Raw genomic sequence first — 701 nt, 5'->3', positions numbered from 1 at the left:
GTAAAGGGTGTCAATGTAAATCAAATTTATTTGACCTTAGGAGAGAAAAACACTCCTTTCAAATATCGGTTTACTATTATTATAGAAGATATGGCAAAGCGATTCAAAGAAAGTACTAAAGCAGTTTTAGATGCTTGTATTGAAGAATACCCAGACTGTTATGCAAAGTTCTTTACACTCCATTATATTCAAAATGAAACAAACAATGGGAATACATTCTTTTTGAACCATTGCCTTGAGAATAGACTTGTTTATTGTCATAATAGCTATGATAAGAACTGGCTATTTAACAAAATAGATTTCTCTAAGGTTATAAAAACAGCAAGATTAAACTTTATAAAACGAAAGCATAAAATATCAGCCTTTAAAAAAGGAGCTGATTTATTTTTAAGTCAAGGCAATTATGGACAAGCAACCTTTATGTTACATCAAACCATAGAGCAGAGCTTCATAGCTGCGGAGCATTTTTTAATGGGTGCAAGTTTTACAGGGCATTTGATAAGTGACCATCAAATGTTTGTTGGGAAGGTAAATCCTGTATTTGGAAATATATTCTCAAAGAAAAACAAAAGGCAAATAAACCTTTTGAACAAACTAAACAAAGCGTATAGTAAATCCCGTTACGCCCTTAATTATAAAATAAGCAAAAAGCAAGTTGAAAAGATATACAAGAGAGCCAATGTATTAATTGACTTTTTAGA

At 31.0% G+C, this 701-nt stretch carries 1 protein-coding gene; it reads left to right on the top strand.

All coding sequences use genetic code 11. The annotated features are described in order from the left end of the window. Positions 1-701: HEPN domain-containing protein (locus D3P13_RS21795; protein WP_117885824.1), on the top strand; the 701-nt coding region annotated here is incomplete at both ends.

Source organism: Aureibaculum luteum (genome assembly GCF_003449015.1).
Classification (GTDB): domain Bacteria; phylum Bacteroidota; class Bacteroidia; order Flavobacteriales; family Flavobacteriaceae; genus Aureibaculum; species Aureibaculum luteum.
This window is presented reverse-complemented; position numbering and strand designations above follow the sequence as displayed.